General features: G+C 53.3%; 18 protein-coding genes and 3 tRNA genes. 12 read left to right on the top strand and 9 right to left on the bottom strand.

The window, feature by feature from the left end:
* Nucleotide 1 precedes the first annotated feature (1 nt).
* The 3 genes from tcyL to sdiA all read left to right on the top strand — a co-directional run bounded on the left by tcyL (nt 2) and on the right by sdiA (nt 2,363).
* Entirely contained in the window at nt 2–670 is a 669-nt protein-coding gene (tcyL, locus tag IM317_RS11600; RefSeq protein ID WP_014884380.1) for a cystine ABC transporter permease, read from the top strand.
* Nucleotides 667–1,419, top strand: coding sequence for an L-cystine ABC transporter ATP-binding protein TcyN (gene tcyN, locus IM317_RS11595; RefSeq protein WP_033145892.1), 753 nt, complete (start codon nt 667–669; stop codon nt 1,417–1,419). The genes tcyL and tcyN overlap by 4 nt, the downstream gene beginning before the upstream one ends.
* A gap of 221 nt (nt 1,420–1,640) precedes the next feature.
* The gene (gene sdiA, locus IM317_RS11590) at nt 1,641–2,363 is read left to right on the top strand and encodes a transcriptional regulator SdiA (RefSeq protein ID WP_033145891.1); all 723 of its coding nucleotides are present in this window, start codon (nt 1,641–1,643) and stop codon (nt 2,361–2,363) included.
* Between the two features lie 66 nt (nt 2,364–2,429).
* Here the strand turns inward: sdiA and IM317_RS11585 are convergent, their stop codons facing one another.
* A complete protein-coding gene (locus IM317_RS11585) occupies nt 2,430–2,654 on the bottom strand; it encodes a DUF2594 family protein (RefSeq protein ID WP_008500345.1) in 225 nt (74 codons plus the stop codon).
* Between the two features lie 466 nt (nt 2,655–3,120).
* Between IM317_RS11585 and uvrY the strand changes: the two genes are divergently transcribed.
* The 7 genes from uvrY to IM317_RS11550 all read left to right on the top strand — a co-directional run bounded on the left by uvrY (nt 3,121) and on the right by IM317_RS11550 (nt 7,555).
* Entirely contained in the window at nt 3,121–3,777 is a 657-nt protein-coding gene (gene uvrY, locus IM317_RS11580) for a UvrY/SirA/GacA family response regulator transcription factor (RefSeq protein ID WP_013096026.1), read from the top strand.
* Nucleotides 3,774–5,606 carry an excinuclease ABC subunit UvrC gene (gene uvrC, locus IM317_RS11575; protein ID WP_033145890.1) on the top strand — a complete coding sequence of 611 codons (1,833 nt, stop codon included), beginning with the start codon at nt 3,774–3,776 and terminating at the stop codon, nt 5,604–5,606. The genes uvrY and uvrC overlap by 4 nt, the downstream gene beginning before the upstream one ends.
* A gap of 56 nt (nt 5,607–5,662) precedes the next feature.
* Nucleotides 5,663–6,211 (top strand): CDP-diacylglycerol--glycerol-3-phosphate 3-phosphatidyltransferase, encoded by a 549-nt coding sequence (gene pgsA / locus IM317_RS11570; protein WP_028019572.1) that lies wholly within the window; start codon nt 5,663–5,665, stop codon nt 6,209–6,211.
* A gap of 152 nt (nt 6,212–6,363) precedes the next feature.
* A tRNA-Gly gene (locus IM317_RS11565) sits at nt 6,364–6,439 on the top strand.
* Between the two features lie 46 nt (nt 6,440–6,485).
* Nucleotides 6,486–6,559: transfer RNA gene (locus tag IM317_RS11560), tRNA-Cys, on the top strand.
* Nucleotides 6,560–6,571: 12 nt separating this feature from the next.
* Nucleotides 6,572–6,658, top strand: a tRNA-Leu gene (locus IM317_RS11555).
* Between the two features lie 549 nt (nt 6,659–7,207).
* On the top strand, nt 7,208–7,555 hold the full coding sequence (locus IM317_RS11550) for a hypothetical protein (RefSeq protein ID WP_126327672.1): 348 nt from the start codon (nt 7,208–7,210) through the stop codon (nt 7,553–7,555).
* A 173-nt stretch (nt 7,556–7,728) separates the two neighbouring features.
* Here IM317_RS11550 and IM317_RS11545 read toward each other — a convergent pair whose 3' ends face one another.
* The 5 genes from IM317_RS11545 to IM317_RS11525 all read right to left on the bottom strand — a co-directional run bounded on the left by IM317_RS11545 (nt 7,729) and on the right by IM317_RS11525 (nt 12,735).
* On the bottom strand, nt 7,729–8,445 hold the full coding sequence (locus tag IM317_RS11545; protein ID WP_033145889.1) for an ABC transporter ATP-binding protein: 717 nt from the start codon (nt 8,443–8,445) through the stop codon (nt 7,729–7,731).
* Nucleotides 8,442–9,317 carry an ATP-binding cassette domain-containing protein gene (locus tag IM317_RS11540; protein ID WP_033145888.1) on the bottom strand — a complete coding sequence of 292 codons (876 nt, stop codon included), beginning with the start codon at nt 9,315–9,317 and terminating at the stop codon, nt 8,442–8,444. Before IM317_RS11540 ends, IM317_RS11545 begins: the two co-directional genes overlap by 4 nt.
* Nucleotides 9,314–10,588 carry a high-affinity branched-chain amino acid ABC transporter permease LivM gene (gene livM / locus IM317_RS11535; RefSeq protein WP_033145887.1) on the bottom strand — a complete coding sequence of 425 codons (1,275 nt, stop codon included), beginning with the start codon at nt 10,586–10,588 and terminating at the stop codon, nt 9,314–9,316. The genes IM317_RS11540 and livM overlap by 4 nt, the downstream gene beginning before the upstream one ends.
* An 11-nt stretch (nt 10,589–10,599) precedes the next feature.
* Complete coding sequence (locus IM317_RS11530; RefSeq protein WP_033145886.1) at nt 10,600–11,514, bottom strand: branched-chain amino acid ABC transporter permease; 915 nt, start codon at nt 11,512–11,514, stop codon at nt 10,600–10,602.
* 99 nt (nt 11,515–11,613) lie between these two features.
* A complete protein-coding gene (locus IM317_RS11525) occupies nt 11,614–12,735 on the bottom strand; it encodes a branched-chain amino acid ABC transporter substrate-binding protein (RefSeq protein WP_033145885.1) in 1,122 nt (373 codons plus the stop codon).
* 423 nt (nt 12,736–13,158) lie between these two features.
* Between IM317_RS11525 and IM317_RS11520 the strand changes: the two genes are divergently transcribed.
* Nucleotides 13,159–13,827 carry a YecA family protein gene (locus tag IM317_RS11520; RefSeq protein ID WP_033145884.1) on the top strand — a complete coding sequence of 223 codons (669 nt, stop codon included), beginning with the start codon at nt 13,159–13,161 and terminating at the stop codon, nt 13,825–13,827.
* A gap of 34 nt (nt 13,828–13,861) precedes the next feature.
* Here the strand turns inward: IM317_RS11520 and tyrP are convergent, their stop codons facing one another.
* Nucleotides 13,862–15,073: a tyrosine transporter TyrP gene (gene tyrP / locus IM317_RS11515; RefSeq protein WP_033145883.1), complete on the bottom strand. Its 1,212-nt coding sequence runs from the start codon at nt 15,071–15,073 to the stop codon at nt 13,862–13,864.
* Nucleotides 15,074–15,302: 229 nt separating this feature from the next.
* On the opposite strand from tyrP, the gene IM317_RS11510 reads away from it, so the two are divergent.
* Nucleotides 15,303–15,644 carry a hypothetical protein gene (locus IM317_RS11510; RefSeq protein ID WP_033145882.1) on the top strand — a complete coding sequence of 114 codons (342 nt, stop codon included), beginning with the start codon at nt 15,303–15,305 and terminating at the stop codon, nt 15,642–15,644.
* Between the two features lie 36 nt (nt 15,645–15,680).
* On the opposite strand, the gene ftnA is transcribed toward IM317_RS11510, so the two are convergent.
* Together ftnA and yecR are read right to left on the bottom strand one after the other, a co-directional pair.
* Nucleotides 15,681–16,178 (bottom strand): non-heme ferritin, encoded by a 498-nt coding sequence (gene ftnA, locus IM317_RS11505; protein WP_023336146.1) that lies wholly within the window; start codon nt 16,176–16,178, stop codon nt 15,681–15,683.
* Between the two features lie 204 nt (nt 16,179–16,382).
* On the bottom strand, nt 16,383–16,721 hold the full coding sequence (gene yecR, locus IM317_RS11500) for a YecR family lipoprotein (RefSeq protein WP_023336145.1): 339 nt from the start codon (nt 16,719–16,721) through the stop codon (nt 16,383–16,385).
* Nucleotides 16,722–16,789: the final 68 nt, after the last annotated feature.

Genomic DNA, 16,789 nt, shown 5'->3' with positions numbered 1-16,789 from the left:
AATGCAAGAAAGTATTCAACTGGTTATTGATTCTCTGCCGTATCTGCTAAAAGGTGCGGTATTTACGTTACAGCTCAGTATCGGCGGGATGTTCTTCGGGCTGGTGCTGGGATTTGTGCTGGCATTAATGCGCATGTCACCCATCCTGCCGGTACGCTGGCTGGCGCGCTTTTATATCTCCGTATTTCGCGGCACGCCGCTTATCGCCCAGCTCTTTATGATTTACTACGGCTTGCCGCAGTTTGGTATCGAGCTGGACCCGATCCCCGCAGCGATGATTGGTCTGTCGCTCAATACCGCGGCGTACACCTCTGAAACCCTGCGAGCGGCGATCTCCTCCATTGACAAAGGGCAGTGGGAGGCGGCGGCCAGTATCGGGATGACGCCATGGCAGACGCTGCGTCGGGCCATTCTGCCGCAGGCTGCGCGCGTGGCGCTTCCACCGCTCAGCAACAGCTTCATTAGCCTGGTGAAAGATACGTCCCTGGCGGCAACGATTCAGGTACCGGAACTGTTCCGTCAGGCGCAGCTCATTACTTCGCGCACGCTTGAAGTCTTTACCATGTATCTGGCCGCCTCGCTGATTTACTGGGTGATGGCGACGGTGCTGTCTGCTCTGCAAAACTACTTCGAAAACCAGCTTAACCGCCAGGAGCGTGATCCAAAATGAGTGCTATCGACGTCAAAAACCTGGTGAAAAAATTCCACGGTCAAACGGTGCTCCACGGAATCGATCTTGAAGTCGGGCAGGGTGAAGTGGTGGCGATTATCGGACCAAGCGGTTCGGGAAAAACGACGCTGCTGCGCAGTATTAACCTGCTTGAACAGCCGGAAGGCGGCACTATTCGGGTAGGGGAGATAACGATTGATACCGGGAAATCCATTAGCCAGCAGAAAGGGTTAATTCGCCGCCTGCGCCAGCATGTCGGCTTCGTTTTCCAGAGCTTTAATCTCTTCCCGCACCGTACGGTGCTGGAGAACATTATTGAAGGACCGGTCATTGTAAAAGGTGAATCGAAAGAGGACGCGACGGCGCGCGCGCGCGAACTGCTCGCTAAAGTCGGGCTGGCGGGGAAAGAGACCAGCTATCCGCGCCGTCTGTCGGGCGGGCAACAGCAGCGCGTGGCGATAGCGCGCGCGCTGGCTATGCGCCCTGACGTGATCCTTTTTGATGAACCGACCTCTGCGCTCGATCCGGAACTGGTGGGTGAGGTGCTTAACACCATTCGCCAGCTGGCGCAGGAAAAACGGACGATGGTGATCGTGACGCATGAAATGAGCTTTGCACGCGATGTGGCTGACAGAGCCATCTTCATGGATCAGGGGCGGATTGTGGAGCAAGGGCCAGCGAAAAGCCTGTTCGCTAATCCTCAGCAGCCGCGAACCCGTCAGTTCCTTGAAAAATTCCTGATGCAGTAGCATTTTTGCACTAATTTGCTCCAGAAATTTAGGCTGGAGCAAATTATTCTCCCTTCGGGGGCAGTCGTTTGTTTTTTTATTCCATCCGGCCCGGCTAAACCTTATCAATAGTAAAGTTAATTGTGCTAATGCCGATATTTTGTAGTTAGAAAAAAGTTTTATGTGTTAGGTTATATTCACCATAATAATGATTATCTTTTCAGAGGCTTCATTTAGTAAGTATGAAGGATTCAGACTTTTTCACCTGGCGACGGGATTGCTCCCTCCGGTTTCAGGAATTGACCTGTGTCGACGAGGTATATCAGGAATTACAGCGACAAACTCAGACGCTTGAATTCGATTGTTACTCGCTCTGCGTGCGCCATCCCGTGCCGTTTACCCGGCCTAAGATCTCTGTGCATACCACTTACCCAAAGCAGTGGATGGCGCAATATCAATCCGCGAACTATTTCGCTATTGATCCCGTCTTAAAGCCGGAGAATTTCATTCAGGGTCATTTACCCTGGACAGACGCATTATTCGCTGACGCGCAGGAATTATGGCACAGCGCGCAGGACCACGGTTTACGCGAGGGAATAACGCAGTGTCTGATGTTGCCTAATCATGCGCTCGGCTTCCTGTCTGTTTCCCGTACTAGTGTACTGGAAGGGCCGTTTGCCCGTGAGGAAATAGAACTGCGGTTGCAAATGCTGGTGCAAATGGCCTTAACTTCTCTGGTGCGTTTTGAAGATGAGATGGTCATGCCACCTGAAATGAAATTCAGCAAACGCGAGCGCGAAATTCTGAAATGGACTGCGGAAGGGAAGACGTCAGCGGAAATAGCGATCATTCTCTCTATCTCAGAGAATACCGTTAACTTTCATCAGAAAAATATGCAGAAGAAATTCAACGCGCCTAACAAAACCCAGATTGCGTGCTACGCGGCGGCAACGGGACTGATCTGACGGGATAATACGTTCTGCGTGACAGACGAGCAAACGGCTGAATGCACTGCATCCAGCCGTTTTTTGTTACTGGCGGTAGGCTTGTTTGATTTGCTTAACGGTGTTAGCAAATACCGCAGATTCAGCCTGGTCTTCCATCTCCGCGATTTGTTTTTCCATTTTAATGATCACACGACCGGCATCCGCCTGGCCCATCGCCTGCAGCATCAGCGTCAGCAGTGCTTTCAGGCAGTTTACTTCCTGTGCCAGTTCCTGGTTATTCTCCGCAGTGGCAAATTCAGGTGTGCTCATTTATTTTCCTCATTATTTAACGGCGCTAAAGCGCGACGACGAAAGTCAAGGCGGCGGAGTATACCACAAGCTGCAGCAAAAAATGCAGCGGTTGTTTTTCGTACTTTTACGTTGATGTTTAATTGCGTAAACAGAACGTACCGGTAAACTAAACCGCCGTGAAAGGCTATTAATTGTTTATGCCCGGTTCGCTTGCCGTTAATTATTGTTACAAAAATTTGAGAACTGTTTTTTTGCAGGAAAAGCCTGCAAGTTTTTTGTGACTTTTTGAATACAGATGCTTAAAAAAAGCTGCAAAAGCGCGGAATGCGTGGTCTCTCTTTCCACGGACTGTACAGCCTAATTTCCAAAAACGAGAGCAAAATCGAATAGCCGGTTTTTTAACGTTTTAATCTTGCGAGGAAAACCGTTAATATAAACCAAATTATCACTCAGTAGCGTTATCCCTATTCTGGAGACATTTCCTTTGATCAACGTCCTTCTTGTTGATGACCACGAACTGGTGCGCGCAGGGATACGACGCATTCTTGAAGATATTAAAGGTATTAAAGTTGCCGGTGAGGCGTGCTGTGGCGAAGATGCGGTAAAATGGTGCCGCACAAACTCGGCCGATGTGGTACTGATGGATATGAACATGCCCGGTATCGGTGGCCTTGAAGCAACACGCAAAATCGCGCGTACCTTTGTTGATACCAAAGTCATCATGCTGACCGTGCATACCGAAAACCCACTGCCCGCGAAAGTGATGCAGGCGGGCGCAGCGGGCTACCTGAGTAAAGGTGCTGCGCCGCAGGAAGTCGTCAATGCAATCCGTTCCGTGTTTGCCGGACAGCGCTACATAGCGTCCGACATTGCCCAGCAGATGGCGCTGAGTCAGATTGAGCCCGAAAAAACCGAATCACCGTTTGCCAGTTTGTCCGAGCGTGAATTGCAGATTATGCTGATGATCACCAAAGGTCAGAAGGTGAATGAGATCTCGGAGCAGCTGAATCTCAGCCCGAAAACGGTGAACAGCTATCGTTACCGGATGTTCAGTAAACTGAACATTCATGGTGACGTTGAACTGACGCACCTGGCCATCCGGCACGGTTTGTGTAATGCGGAGACGTTGTTAAGTCAGTGAGTGATGTGTTCGATTCAAAAGCATTTCTGAAAACCGTAACCAGCCAGCCTGGCGTCTATCGCATGTATGACGCTGGCGGTACGGTTATCTACGTGGGGAAGGCAAAAGATCTTAAAAAACGCCTCTCCAGCTATTTTCGCAGTAACCTGGCCTCCCGAAAGACCGAAGCGCTGGTCTCACTCATTCAGAATATTGATGTCACCGTCACGCACACCGAGACAGAAGCGCTGCTGCTTGAGCACAACTATATTAAGCTCTACCAGCCACGCTATAACGTCCTGCTGCGTGATGATAAGTCCTACCCGTTTATTTTTCTGAGCGGCGACACCCACCCGCGCCTCGCGATGCACCGCGGTGCAAAACACGCTAAGGGAGAATACTTCGGGCCGTTCCCTAACGGCTATGCCGTGCGTGAAACGCTGGCGCTGCTGCAAAAAATCTTCCCTATCCGCCAGTGTGAAAACAGCGTTTACCGTAACCGCTCTCGCCCGTGCCTGCAGTACCAGATTGGACGCTGCCTGGGGCCTTGCGTGGAAGGGCTGGTAAGTGAAGAAGAGTATGCCCAGCAGGTGGATTATGTGCGCCTGTTCTTAGCCGGAAAAGACGATCAGGTCTTAACGCAGCTGATCGCGCGGATGGAAAAAGCCAGCGCCGCACTCGAGTTTGAAGAGGCCGCGCGTATCCGCGACCAAATCCAGGCGGTGCGCAGAGTCACTGAGAAACAGTTTGTCTCGAATACCGGTGACGATCTCGACGTCATCGGCGTAGCCTTTGACGCCGGGATGGCCTGCGTGCACGTGCTGTTTATTCGCCAGGGCAAAGTGCTCGGCAGCCGCAGCTATTTCCCGAAAGTACCCGGCGGTACTGCACTGGGTGAAGTGGTGGAAACCTTTGTCGGCCAGTTCTATCTGCAGGGAAGCCAGATGCGCACGCTGCCTTCTGAGATCCTGCTCGATTTTAATCTTGACGATAAAACCCTGCTGGCCGATTCGCTCTCTGAACTGGCGGGCCGCCGGGTGAATGTACAAACCAAACCGCGCGGCGATCGTGCACGTTATCTTAAGCTGGCGCGAACCAATGCGGCGACGGCACTCACCACTAAGCTGTCGCAGCAGTCGACGGTCAACCAGCGTTTAACGGCCCTGGCGACGCTGCTGAAGCTTCCGGAAGTGAAACGGATGGAGTGTTTCGACATCAGTCACACGATGGGAGAACAGACGGTGGCCTCCTGCGTGGTGTTTGATGCGAATGGCCCACTGCGCGCCGAGTATCGCCGCTACAACATCACCGGGATCACGCCGGGCGATGACTATGCGGCCATGAATCAGGTGCTGCGTCGTCGCTATGGTAAAGCCATAGAAGAGAGCAAAATTCCGGATGTGATCCTGATTGACGGCGGGAAAGGGCAGCTCGGCCAAGCGAAAGCGGTATTTGAATCGCTTGATGTCAGCTGGGATAAAAACCATCCGCTGCTGCTGGGTGTTGCAAAAGGGGCCGATCGTAAGGCCGGTCTGGAGACATTGTTCTTCGAGCCGGAAGGCGAGGGCTTCAGCCTGCCGCCGGACTCCCCGGCGCTGCACGTCATCCAGCATATTCGCGATGAATCACACGATCATGCCATCAGCGGTCACCGCAAAAAACGGGCGAAGGTGAAAAACACCAGTAGCCTGGAAACGATCGAAGGCGTGGGGCCAAAACGTCGCCAGATGCTGCTGAAATATATGGGCGGATTGCAAGGATTACTCAACGCCAGCATGGAGGAAATTGCAAAAGTGCCGGGTATTTCGCAAGGGCTGGCAGAAAAGATCTACTACTCGTTGAAACATTGAGGGCTCTGTAGCAACATAGAGCTAAATTTTACTGACAACAAACAGTTACCGTCATTATGCAATTTAATATCCCTACGTTGCTTACTCTCTTTCGTGTTGTACTCATCCCTTTCTTTGTACTGGCGTTTTACCTGCCGGTCGTCTGGGCACCTTTCGCCTGCGCATTGATCTTCCTGATCGCAGCGGTCACCGACTGGTTTGATGGCTATCTGGCGCGCCGCTGGAATCAAAGCACCCGTTTCGGTGCCTTCCTCGATCCGGTGGCAGACAAAGTGATGGTTGCTATCGCCATGGTGCTGGTAGCCGAGCACTATCATACCTGGTGGGTGACGCTGCCCGCAGCAACCATGATCGGCCGCGAGATCATTATCTCTGCGCTGCGCGAATGGATGGCGGAACTGGGCAAACGCAGCAGCGTGGCGGTCTCGTGGATTGGTAAAGTCAAAACGACGGCGCAGATGGCGGCGCTGGTCTGGATGCTCTGGCGTCCGAACGCCTGGGTTGAATGGGCGGGAATTGGTCTGCTGTGGGTGGCGGCAGTGCTGACGCTGTGGTCCATGCTGCAATATTTGAACGCTGCGCGCGGGGATTTGCTTGATCAGTGATCGTTTCGCCGTAATTTTCAGCAAACGATCCGGGGATGCAAAAAATAACGTTGACTCATAACGTCATATCAGTAGAATGCAACGCATCGAACGGCGGCACAGCAAGCCGGACGATAATGAAATCAAGTGGTTAGATGTTTACTTGATGACATGCGGGAATAGCTCAGTTGGTAGAGCACGACCTTGCCAAGGTCGGGGTCGCGAGTTCGAGTCTCGTTTCCCGCTCCAGATTAAAGACATGCGCAGTAGCGGGTGTCAGTTTTAAAAGTTTTACGGCGCGTTAGCAAAGCGGTTATGTAGCGGATTGCAAATCCGTCTAGTCCGGTTCGACTCCGGAACGCGCCTCCACTTTCTTCCCGAGCCCGGATGGTGGAATCGGTAGACACAAGGGATTTAAAATCCCTCGGCGTTCGCGCTGTGTGGGTTCAAGTCCCACTCCGGGTACCATGGGAAACAAAGAATAATCAAAGCAATAAGCAGTGTCGTGAAACCACCGAAAGGTGGTTTTTTTGTGCCTGTAATTTCTGTTCACTTTTTTCGTCAGCTTGACTCGCCACAGGAAAAGGACAATCCTGTCCCGTACACTCTACATCAACCATTTTTCCTTTTTTATTAAATAGATAGTCATGTTTAAAGACGGTTGTGTTTTAGTCGAGTATCTTCAAGTTTCGAATGAAACACGGTTCGCATAAATTGATGCAAATCAAACTGATTTAAGTTAATGCATTTCTAATATTAATTAATTCGCGCAAAAAAATAATAGTGATGTATCTTAGCCGTAGCGAGAAGACGTTTAATTTGATAATTGCTGGTGGCGATTCGCTATATTGTCGGATCAAACCGTCAGTCTTATGTTCACGGGGTTAAGTCCTGGCAAGGAATGTCTTTACCAGAAACACACCTATTTCAGTTAACAAAATGTATATTTTACAATAACAAGAAGCCGTATCCCTGTCGGGAAAGACTCTAGATTTTAAAAGAATTGGATAATTAAAAATGAAAAAAATAATGATAGCTGCTTTTTTATCAGTAGTGATGACGGGATGTGCTAATAATCCTAACGCCTCTGACTATGAATTATGTCAGGCTATGAGCGGTGACACGTTCACCAGCGGGTCGGAAGCGGCTCAAATGATGCAAGCCAGAATACAGGCGGGCACTTCTACGGTCAGTGCGGCAGATTGTGCGGCTATTGCACAAAGTACGGCAGCAGGATGGCAACAAAAGGCGGCTAACCTGAATGCAGCTAGCGCTGCATATAATCAAAGTATTCAACCTAAACCTACCCTGGAAACTAATTGTAATCCGACTATAAACGGCGGTTTTACCTGTACGCAGCAATAATGAGTCCTTATAGCTTAACTTTGTGATAAAACGCGTTATTCACAATCCTCATCGTTCGCGCTATATGGGTGCAAGTCCCATCCGGGTTCCATGATAAACAAAGAATAATCAAAGCAATAAGCAGTGTCGTGAAACCACCGAAAGGTGGTTTTTTTGTGCCTGATATCAGCCAGTCAAACCCCGCCCAAATACGCCTTCCTCACCTCCTGATTTCCCAGCAGCTCCTCGCCGCTGCCGCTCAGCCGGATCTGCCCGTTAACCATCACATACCCGCGGTCGGAAAGCTTCAGCGCGTGATGCGCATTCTGCTCCACCAGAAAGATGGTCATGCCGTTGCGGGCCAGCTCGCGCAGCGTCTGGAAGATCTGTTTCACCACAATCGGCGCCAGCCCGAGGCTCGGTTCATCCAGCAGAAGCAGCTTCGGACGGCTCATCAGCGCCCGGGCGATCGCCAGCATCTGCTGCTCTCCGCCGGACATGGTCATCGCGCGCTGCTTGCGTCGCTCCTTGAGGCGCGGGAAGAGGTCGAACATGGTTTGCATATCCTCAGCGGCAAACTGGCTGCCGATGGGGATGGTTCCCATCAGCAGGTTCTCTTCAACGGTCATATCCGGGAAGATTCGTCTGCCTTCCGGCGCCTGCGCAATGCCGCCGGACGCGACGTAGTGGGTGGATTTATGGCTGATATCTTCACCGCCGAAAAGGATCTGTCCGCTGCGAATACGGGGCTGGCCAAAGATGGACATCAGCAATGTCGATTTACCCGCGCCGTTTGCGCCAATCAGCGCCACGGTTTCACCCTTATTGACCTCGAGGGAAACCTGTTTAAGCGCCTGAATGACGCCATAAAACACATCCACCTCGCGAAATGCCAGCAGCGGTTCGCTCATAGGTTGACCTCGCTTTCATCCGTACCCAGGTAGGCGGCAATGACCTTTTCATCATGCTGGATCTGCTCGGGTTTTCCCCTGGCAATAACATCCCCGTGGTCGAGCACGATAATTTCGTCCGAAATCTCCATCACCATCCCCATATCATGCTCAATCAGTAATACCGTGATGTCATGATGATCCCGCAGAAAACGAATAATGCTGCTGAGCTTATGCGTTTCAACCGGGTTAAGCCCGGCGGCGGGTTCATCCAGACAGATCATTTCCGGGCCGGTGCACATTGCTCGCGCAATTTCCAGACGCCGCTGCTGGCCGTACGACATCTCTCCCGCCAGACGATTGGCGCACTCCACCAGATCCACCACTTCCAGCCAGTAGAAGGCCCTGTCCAGGGCGTCGCTTTCCGCGCGCCGGTATGCCGGCGTATTTAAGATCCCGGCGAGCAGATTGCGGTTAACGCGCATATGCTGCGCAACCAGCAGGTTTTCCACGACCGACATCTCGCGAAAAAGACGGATATTTTGAAACGTGCGCGCCAGCCCTGCGCGGTTGACCAGATGCGTTCCGCCGAACATTTTGTAGAAAAGACGCTGCCCGAACTGCGCGGGGTTAATCCAGTCTCCCGGCTGGAATTTTTGTCCGAGCACCTGAATAACGTTGGTCGTTTTATGGCGGGTATTAAATAAAATGTTTCCGCCGGAGGCCCTGTAGAAGCCCGTCAGGCAGTTAAACACGGTTGTTTTTCCCGCCCCGTTTGGCCCAATCAGGGCGGTAATTGAGCCACGCTGTACGTCCAGGTTGACGTCGTTTAGCGCCTTAATCCCGCCGAAGTGCATCATCAGATGTTCAACGCGTAATATCGTTCCGTTCATGGTGCGACACCCTTACGCACGGCGAACCCGCTGCGGTTAATGCGGATCAAACCGCGCGGACGCCAGATCATCATCACCACCATGAGCATGCCAAACAGCAGGACGCGGTACTCGGCAAAACTGCGCAGCAGTTCCGGCGTTACGGTGAGCACAAAAGCGGCCAGCACTACGCCAAGCGTCGAGCCCATCCCGCCCAGCACCACGATGGCGAGGATCAGCGCCGATTCAAAGAAGGTAAAGGAGGTCGGGTTCACGAACCCCTGATAGGTGGCGAAGAACACCCCGGCAATGCCCGCGGTCGATGCGCCCAGCGTAAAGGCCGACAGCTTAACCAGAACATGATTTAACCCCATCGAGCGGCACGCTATTTCGTCTTCACGCAGCGCTTCCCACGCCCGACCAATCGGCATCCGCGTCAGGCGGTGCTTGATGTAGAGCACCAGCATCACCACCAGGAACAACACCGCGTAGATAAAAATAAACTTCATGTTCGGGTTGTAGGTCAGGTGGAAAAATTCGTGGAAGGGCACGCCGCCTTCTTTCGCGCGTCGACCAAATTCCAGACCGAAAAAGGTGGGGGGAGGGGCCGACACGCCGTTTGGTCCGCCGGTGAAGGTCAGCCAGTTGTTCAGTATCAGGCGAATAATCTCCCCGAACCCGAGGGTGACGATGGCCAGATAGTCACCGTGCATGCGCAGCACCGGGAAACCGAGCAGGGCGCCTGCGGCGGCGGCCATGATTGCCGCCAGCGGCAGCATGCTCCAGAAACCTAAGCCGAGATACTGGTATCCCAGCGCCAGACCGTACGCCCCAATTGCGTAGAACGCGACATATCCCAGATCCAGCAGGCCGGCCAGACCCACGACGATATTCAGCCCCAGACCGAGAAGCACGTAGATCAGCCCGAGAATGGCGACGGTCAGCACATATTTCGTGGCGACAAACGGAAAGCAAATCGCAAGAGCAATTACCAGAGGAATAATCCAGCGCATGCGGCTTTTGTATTCCGGTGGCCGGACATATACGCCCGCGCTATCGGCTTCGAAGCGTGCCTGGAAACGGGCGCCCGCGGCGATACCTAAAAAGGCGCTCAGCAGAAAACGCCCGAGCATGACGATGCCGACCATCCAGGCCAGCCGTTGCCCGGCGAAGTTAAAGCTGTAACCGTCTAGCACCACGCCCGCAATGGGGCCGAAAATAATCAGCGCAATCAGCCCGGAAAAAATCGCGTCCAGCATGCAGCGTTTAAGTGAAAAACCGTGTGATGTCATCATTCTCTTCCTCACACTTTGGCCACAAACGGGCGCCCAAGAAGGCCCTGGGGGCGGAAAATCAGGATCATGACCAGCAGGCCGAACGAAAAGACATCTTTATAGTCCGAGTTCACCATGCCCGAGAACTGGGCTTCCGCCACGCCCAGGATAAGGCCACCGAGCATCGCGCCAGGGAGGGAGCCGATGCCGCCGAGTACCGCCGCGGTAAAGGCTTTAATGCCGATCACGAACCCGACGTAGAAATCAAAGGTGCCGTAATTCATGGTGATCAGCACGCCTGCCAGACCGGCCATCGCCGCGCCGATCACAAAGACCAGCGAAATAATCCGGTCGGTGTTAATGCCCAGAATGGAGGCCATCTTACGATCCTGCTGTACCGCGCGGCACATCCGGCCCAGCCGGGTATGGTTGATAATCCAGGTGAGCACCAGCATGCCGGCAAACGAGGCAACCAGAATAAACACTTTGGTGTAGGTTATCTGTACGAACCCGTCGCCCAGATGCAGGCGAATCACGCCGTCCAGCATGGTCGGCACCCCTTGCTGACGCGGACCCTGGCTCAGCTGCGCGTAGTTTTGCAGGATAAGCGACATCCCGATGGCGGAGATCAGCGGCGCCAGGCGCGTGGAGTTGCGCAGCGGCTTGTAGGCGATACGCTCGATGGTCCAGCCGTACACACCGGTTACCACGATGGTGAACACCAGCGTCCCGAGGATCAGCAGCGGGAACGACTGCAGACCGAAGAACGAGAGCAGCGCCAGGCCGATGGCGCAGAGATAGGCGGAAATCATATACACTTCGCCGTGGGCGAAATTGATCATCCCGATAATGCCGTACACCATGGTGTAGCCGATGGCGATTAAACCGTAGACGGAGCCCAGCGTTAAGCCATTGATTAACTGTTGCAGGAAGAATGTACTCATCTTAGCGCGCTCGTTTTATAGGCTGCGCGATGCGCGCAGCCTGATGTTTATTACGCGCCGACGGGCAGGCCCGCCGACGTTGAGCGTGACTCCGTCCCGTTACTGCACTTCCTTATATTTGCCTTTGTCGTCCCACTGGTAAACCACGTAGTCAGACACTTTCAGATCGCCTTTGCTGTCCCAGGCTTTTTTGCCCATCACCGTGTCGACGGAATTGGCTTTAAGCCACTCGCTGGCTTTGGCGGAGTCCTTGCCGCCGGTGGCCTTGAAGGCTGCGGCAATGGCCTGTACGGAGGCATAGGAGTAAAGGGTGTAACCTTCCGGCTCGAATTTACCGGCGCGGAATTTCTCGATAACCGCTTTACCGTCCGGGATAAGGCGCGGATCTTTACCAAAGGTCATGTAAATGCCGTTGGTATATTGCGGGCCACCCGCGGCGGTCACCATCTCTTCGTTGACAATACAGTCGCCGGAGAAGAATTTCGCCTGCACGCCCTGTTCGCGCATCTGGCGAACCAGCGGACCGGCTTCCGGGTGACAGCCACCGAAGAACACGACGTCCGGTTTTTGCGCGCCGATCTTGGTCACCAACGCGTTAAAGTCTTTCTCACCGCGAGATAACCCCTCATACATCACATCCTGAACCCCGCGTTTCGCCAGCGCCGCTTTGGTGGCGTCAGCCAGACCCTGACCATAGGTGTCTTTATCGTGAATAATCACCACGCGTTTGGCTTTCAGCTTGTCGATGATGAAGTCGCTGGCAACCTGCCCCTGCTGGTCATCGCGTCCGCACATGCGGAACATATCGCTCATGCCGCGTTCGGTGATCAGCGGGTTAGTTGAGCCGGGGGTAATCGCAATAATGCCCGCGTCGCTATACACCTCGGAGGCGGGCATTGTGGAAGAGGAGCAGAAATGGCCGACCACGGCGTTGACTTTATCCTGGTCAACTAAACGGTTGGCGACGGCCACGGCCTGCTTGGGCTCGCAGGCATCATCCCCCTGAACCAGTTTGATCTTCTCGCCGTTAATGCCGCCTGCGGCATTAATGTCTTCAGCGGCCTGCGTTGCGCCGTGCCAGTACTGATCGCCATAGGTGGCATTCGGACCCGTGAACGGCCCGGCCACGCCAATCACAATATCTGCCCGGGCGGAAAACGCCGTCACCAGGCAACCGGCCAACACAAGAGAAAGAGGAGTTCTGATTAATTTCAGCGACATTATTATGTTCCTTAGCAAAGAGGTTTTTGCACCACGGCGTAAACCCGAACGCCCGACGGCGCAGCCAATCCGAAACACGAGCAAGAACAAAATGCACTAAACGAACAAGATACAGACGGCATCCTGCATATTACGGCGAGATTTCCCTGCGCAGAGGCGCGCGAAGAACGTTAAGCAAAAACGTTGCCAGAATGGTTAACCCATTGACGGGCATGCGACATGTTTGAGTATAGAGCGCCGCGTTATGCCGCCTTGCGGGAGGAGAAGAAATTACAGCGGAGATCACATATCGTTAACAATAAAGCCCATAAGTTGTGCAAAGGTCACGGTTTGCACGTTTTTGCAGCAATAAAGACCTAAACTTCAGCCCGGAGAGGCGTGAGATATGTGTTAGGATCGTTTCCTTTTGCAGGAGTGTCAGCGATGACTGAAGGCCCATTGAATGAAAGCGAAATGGCGTGGCTTGAAGAGACGTTAATGTCTTACGGTCATGATGACGCGTCCGTAATTGACGTGTCCGAACTGGACGGCATGCTTACCGCAGTGCTTTCCGGTCCTGTTGTCGTTGAGCCAGATGCCTGGCTGGTGGCGGTGTGGGGTGGCGAGAAGTACATTCCGCGCTGGAAAAACGATCGTGAGATGAACCGTTTTATCGATCTCTGCTTTAAGCATATGAACGATATTGCCGAGCGCCTGAGCGAGTACCCGGATCAGTTTGAACCGATGTTCGGTTATAACGACGTTGACGGTGAGAGCTATACCGTGGTGGAAGAGTGGTGCTATGGCTATATGCGCGGCGTGGCGCTGACGGACTGGTCAACCTTGCCGGAAGCCCTGAAGGCCGATCTTGGCGTGATTGCGCTGCACGGGACGGAAGAGAACAGCGAAAAGCTGGATGAACTGTCCGAAGAGGAGTATATCGCCAGCATCGAAAGCATCCAGCCTGCGGCACTGCGTTTATATCAATACTGGGTTAACAACCCGCAGCAGCCGGAAGTGAAGAAGCCGACGGTGAACGGCACGAAGGTCGGGCGCAACGATCCGTGTCCTTGCGGCAGCGGGAAGAAGTTTAAGAGCTGCTGTTTGCACTAATAAAAAAGGGGCTGATGATAGCCCCTTTTTTTATTTAACCCACTTCCGGCAGCATCCCGGCTGCAATCAATACCTGCACCAGAATAATCACCACTCCACAGCCAAACACAACGCACAGCAGCGGTTTTCCTCCCGCCACGCGATATCCCTGCTGAGGATGCTGCCGGCGGCTCTTCCACGCCAGCAGGGAAGGGAGCAGCAGGGCCAGGATAGAGAGCGCCACCCCTGCGTAGCCCAGCGCCATCACAAACCCGCGTGGGTAAAACAGCGCAAAAGCGAGCGGCGGCAGGAAGGTGATGGCACCCGTCTGCAACCGTCCGGCCGCGGTATTGCGACGCTGGAACAGGTCGGCCAGATAATCAAACAGGCCGAGCGCCACGCCCAGGAACGAGGTTGCCAGCGCCAGGTCGGCAAACAGGTGTACCGCCAGCTCCACGTGCGGGGAGGTGACGACCTCGCGCAGCGCCAGCAAAAAACCGTTCAGGCCAGCGTGTTGCGCCATCAGCCCAATAAAGGTTGAAGAGTCAATGCTGCCCAGCGTCACCAGCTGCCAGAAAATATAGGCGATCAGCGGGATCGCGCTGCCGATGACAAAGACGCGGCGCAGCTTGCGGATATCGCCGTTCATATAGCTGACGATACTTGGCACGCTGCCGTGGAAGCCAAACGAGGTGAAAATGACCGGGATAGCGGAGAGCGCCAGCCCTTTTTCCAGCGGCAGCGTCAGCAGGTTGACCTTGTGCACGTGCGGCGCCAGCAGCACCAGCATGACGATCAGGAAGAGAATTTTGGCGCTGAACAGAAAGCGGTTAAACAGATCGACCAGCGATGTCCCCACGCAGACCACGCCGCCGCCGATGAGCGCAAAGAAGATAGCCCCCGTCGCCGGGGTGATGTCAGAGCCAAACCAGTCGTTGACGCTTGAGGCGATGAGCTCCCCGGCGCCGCTGATGTAGGCGGCGGTCAGGGCGTACATCAGGAACATCATGCTAAAGCCGGTTATCCACTGGCCGTAGCGTCCCAGATAGCGCGCCGCAAGCGAACCCAGACCGGTGTCGGCGGGCACGTGCTGGTAAACCTCAAGCAGCAGCAGGGCGGTGTAGCACATCAGCGCCCAGAGCGTACCCAGTAGCAGCAGGGTCATGCCAAATCCCACGCCCGCGGCTGCCAGGGGCATTGCCAGCATTCCTGCGCCAATCGTCGTTCCGGCGACGATAAAAATACTTCCCAGGGTTCTGTTTCTCACGCTTTCCTCTACAACGATGCTTAACCGCGACAAAATCTGCGGCGCAGAGTAAGGGAAAAGCCGTAATTCGTCAAATCACCGTTACAAGTAGTGTAATGAATTATTTACGAACTGCTTGCGCTCTGACCCTTTTTAGGCGCAGGCCTACTTCATAAGGGCAATGTTGCCAGGCGACATTCCGGCGTAACGTAAACAATAAATATAAATTATCAAATTAAGTGAGGGTTTTATGGCTGGGGCGAATCCATTCACCGCGGCATGGAGCCGGGGAGGCAACCTGTTGTGCCATGGCCACTGGATAATCAGCTGGCAGAACCAGCCCCTGATACTTCCCGAGTCCCGCCGTGAAAAGGATATGGGCACCTGGGCAATCTACTCGGTTATCGATCCTGAAGACGAAACCTTTGCGCAAGGCTTACAGGAAGATGAATGGATCGTTGAGAATGTCGACTGGTTAACGGATATGTTCTTCGAGGTGGGTATTCCGCTGGAGACGTCCAGCTACCGCTATTTTTACCAGGCGGTGAATCCTCATGACTGGCGCTGCACCAGCTGCGCCGGGTGTATGTAAATTAACGCGGTGCCGGAAACCGGCACCGCGCTAAAATTAATTCTGCGTATCGAGAGTGGAAAGTTCTTTATCAATAAAGTAAAGACCTTCGCCGGATTTACCCACCAGAGATAATTTATCCAGTACGGATTTAAACAGCTTCTCTTCTTCGTGTTGCTCAGCGACGTACCACTGCAGGAAATTAAAGGTTGGGTAATCCTGGCTGGTCATTGCGGCATGAACCAGTTCGTTAATTTTCTGCGTGATCAGCTGCTCGTGCTCGTAGGTGGCGCGGAACAGTTCATCGAGAGAATTATACTCGGCAAAGGGGGACGTCACGGTTTCAATGCGCGGCAGGCTGCCCGTATCCGTAAGATAATCAAACAGACGCTGCATGTGGGTCATCTCTTCCTGAGCGTGACGACGCAGAAACGCGGCCGCACCTTCGAAGCTGTGGTAGCTGCACCAGGCGCTCATCTGCTGGTAGAGCAGGGATGAAAAAAGCTCAAGGTTCATTTGTGCGTTGAGCTTGTCGATCATTTCAGTTTTCAGCATGGTGACGCTCCGGATTATTATTTCTGGTTCACAATGAGCGACACTATAATTTGTTATTTAATTATTTGCAAAACGTAAAATTTTTATTTTATTTATTTAAAATACGAATGGGAATAAAACGCATTGGCGATTTTTATAATTTATTAATGAGAATTGTTTTTGTTCGTAATGAAATATACTGCCAGCAAGCGCTGGCAGCGTTGATTAATACCAGGGATTATTTGACTTAGGGTTAACGGCGTAACCCATACATTTATACTGGATAGTCACGCTCTCGTTCAGGCACAAAGAGCCGCTCGTCAGGGTACAGGTTTTGATGGGCTGACCATAGGCTGAAGCGGTGGCATACCCCATGCTCTGACACGCTTTTGCCGCCGTGCCGTTATTCACATACTCATCGGAATACGCATTTTGCAGCGCTGCCTGGCCGTAATCGAGGCGGACGATGCCGTTCGGCGCGTCGAGGCTGCTGACTTCAGCCTGGCGGTTGATACTACACCCCGCGAGCAGCAGGATTGTGCCGGCTACAATGACTCTTTTCATGGTTCGCTCTGAGTGGATGGAAATACCTTATCGTACCCGCAGATGCCCGCTGCAATGCCTGGAATAGC

Source organism: Enterobacter cloacae complex sp. S3 (assembly GCF_014930495.1).
GTDB classification, from domain to species: domain Bacteria; phylum Pseudomonadota; class Gammaproteobacteria; order Enterobacterales; family Enterobacteriaceae; genus Enterobacter; species Enterobacter asburiae_B.
This window is presented reverse-complemented; position numbering and strand designations above follow the sequence as displayed.

What these genes read in the sequence shown, in the direction of transcription:
- IM317_RS11540 (WP_033145888.1), bottom strand. Translation starts at nt 9,317, where the DNA reads ATGAACGGAACGATATTACGCGTTGAACATCTGATGATGCACTTCGGC.
- tcyN (WP_033145892.1), top strand. Translation starts at nt 667, where the DNA reads ATGAGTGCTATCGACGTCAAAAACCTGGTGAAAAAATTCCACGGTCAA.
- IM317_RS11530 (WP_033145886.1), bottom strand. Translation starts at nt 11,514, where the DNA reads ATGAGTACATTCTTCCTGCAACAGTTAATCAATGGCTTAACGCTGGGC.
- ftnA (WP_023336146.1), bottom strand. Translation starts at nt 16,178, where the DNA reads ATGCTGAAAACTGAAATGATCGACAAGCTCAACGCACAAATGAACCTT.
- IM317_RS11525 (WP_033145885.1), bottom strand. Translation starts at nt 12,735, where the DNA reads ATGTCGCTGAAATTAATCAGAACTCCTCTTTCTCTTGTGTTGGCCGGT.
- pgsA (WP_028019572.1), top strand. Translation starts at nt 5,663, where the DNA reads ATGCAATTTAATATCCCTACGTTGCTTACTCTCTTTCGTGTTGTACTC.
- IM317_RS11510 (WP_033145882.1), top strand. Translation starts at nt 15,303, where the DNA reads ATGGCTGGGGCGAATCCATTCACCGCGGCATGGAGCCGGGGAGGCAAC.
- IM317_RS11545 (WP_033145889.1), bottom strand. Translation starts at nt 8,445, where the DNA reads ATGAGCGAACCGCTGCTGGCATTTCGCGAGGTGGATGTGTTTTATGGC.
- IM317_RS11585 (WP_008500345.1), bottom strand. Translation starts at nt 2,654, where the DNA reads ATGAGCACACCTGAATTTGCCACTGCGGAGAATAACCAGGAACTGGCA.
- sdiA (WP_033145891.1), top strand. Translation starts at nt 1,641, where the DNA reads ATGAAGGATTCAGACTTTTTCACCTGGCGACGGGATTGCTCCCTCCGG.
- livM (WP_033145887.1), bottom strand. Translation starts at nt 10,588, where the DNA reads ATGACATCACACGGTTTTTCACTTAAACGCTGCATGCTGGACGCGATT.
- tcyL (WP_014884380.1), top strand. Translation starts at nt 2, where the DNA reads ATGCAAGAAAGTATTCAACTGGTTATTGATTCTCTGCCGTATCTGCTA.
- yecR (WP_023336145.1), bottom strand. Translation starts at nt 16,721, where the DNA reads ATGAAAAGAGTCATTGTAGCCGGCACAATCCTGCTGCTCGCGGGGTGT.
- IM317_RS11520 (WP_033145884.1), top strand. Translation starts at nt 13,159, where the DNA reads ATGACTGAAGGCCCATTGAATGAAAGCGAAATGGCGTGGCTTGAAGAG.
- IM317_RS11550 (WP_126327672.1), top strand. Translation starts at nt 7,208, where the DNA reads ATGAAAAAAATAATGATAGCTGCTTTTTTATCAGTAGTGATGACGGGA.